This window comes from Campylobacter concisus (genome assembly GCF_003049065.1).
In the GTDB taxonomy this organism is placed as follows: Bacteria; Campylobacterota; Campylobacteria; order Campylobacterales; family Campylobacteraceae; genus Campylobacter_A; species Campylobacter_A concisus_BE.
In genome coordinates this window covers 1-1,602 of record NZ_PISC01000021.1, presented here as the reverse complement: position 1 = coordinate 1,602, position 1,602 = coordinate 1, and the positions used below count along the sequence as shown (strand labels likewise).

At 37.9% G+C, this 1,602-nt stretch carries 1 protein-coding gene and 1 pseudogene; both read right to left on the bottom strand.

The features are described 5' to 3' along the window. A pseudogene (locus CVS81_RS09915) lies at positions 1 to 496 on the bottom strand (cell surface protein); the annotation flags it as partial. A gap of 12 nt (positions 497 to 508) precedes the next feature. Continuing rightward, positions 509 to 1,602: Cj0814 family flagellar-dependent secreted protein (locus CVS81_RS09715; protein WP_234399560.1), on the bottom strand; the 1,094-nt coding region annotated here is incomplete at its 5' end.

Below are 1,602 nucleotides of genomic sequence, written 5' to 3'. Positions count from 1 at the left end.
CATCTATGCTTAGATCGGTTCTACTTAAAAGACTAAGTGACTCCTTGTTATTATTTGGATAAAGAGAAGACATACTATCCATAAATGCTCTTAGGTCAGCCTCCTCTTCTTTTGTGCCAAGACCTATCATCTTACCTTCTATTGTTGGTTTGCCATCTATAGAGTTATCCCTCAGAAAATCCATATAGCCTTGAAGTTCCCAATCTATCGCTTTTTCTATGGTTTCTGGATATTTTCCGTATAGAGCTCTTCGCTCTTCTGGAGAGTATTTGTTTGATAGCATACTATCTATTTTATCTATGGTTTTTGTTATCCAGTCTTCCGTTCCTTCTTCTATACCGGTTATCTTATCTAGTCCAACGCCAAATGGTCCTTGCATATAAGCATCAACTTTAGCTTTCTCATCTTCGGCAGATAAATTTTTATTGCCATGAGCTATGTAGTCATCTAAAATTTCTTTGTATTGCATCGATCCATTATAGGTAGTAATAAACATTTCAGCTCCCCCCTACGCCTTTATATCAACATCTCTTTTTATACCAAGCATATCTACTAGATATTTTCCAGCTGGGTTTTCATTTAGCTCTTTTACTAAATTTAAAGGTGGCATGCTAAATTTCAAAAAGCTATCCATAAAGTCTTTACTCTTTTTGCCGTCCTTGTCTATCTCACCAAAGAGTAGCTTTAGCATTTTTAGATTATGCTCCATCATCTTTTTAAATGAGAGTTCGTCTTCTTCGTCTGAATACTTACCGACAAACCCAGTCGTAAGATCTACATAGACAAGGTCTCTTTTATACTTAACATACTCTTGCATATATGCAGGCATACCAGCTAGATCAGAGTCGCTTGCTTTGTTGAAATTTGCTCCAAATTTCATCTCACCCATAAGCTCAAATAGTTCAAATGCTCTACTAAATTCTTTGCTATCTACGCTCTTATCAAAGCCTTGCTTCTTTCCAAAAACGGTGGTTTCACCTTCTTTGACGTCAAGGTTGCTATTTATGACGGCTGCTAAAAGTCCGCCTTTAGTTATTGAGCCATCTTTATTTGTATATCTTTCGCCGTGCGGATCGATAAAAACACCACTTCCCACACTCTCCTTGCCACCATTGTTGTTGTTAAAGATATCTGTTGTTGGCTTTAGTGGCTGCCTGCCATCTCCACCGCTAAAGCTTGGGTTGAAAAAGAGCGTGCTTATCATCTGCTTGTTTGACTCTTTGTAGTTAAAGCTAGAAGCAGCTGCATCGAAGTCGTAAATAGAGCTATGAATTTTTGTTACTTGCATGCTTTGGCGGTTATACTCAAAGCCTTGAGGGAAATTCCTTATCTCATCTAAGCTAAAGCTATCTTTTGAATTTAGTATATCTTCGCCAACTACTTGTGAGAGTATTTTATAAGCATTGCCAGCAGTCTTTGCTATATCTATGCTTTTAAAGGTGCGACTAAAAAATGAAGTCCCCTCTGCAACATTTACTAACGACTCCAGCGTGCTTGAGTGAATTTTATAATCACTTGGGATGCCAGCTTGTTTATTAAACTCATCTGTAAAGTAGCCATCCTTATCTACCTTGTAGCCCAAAACCTCTGAGCTCGTTTGGT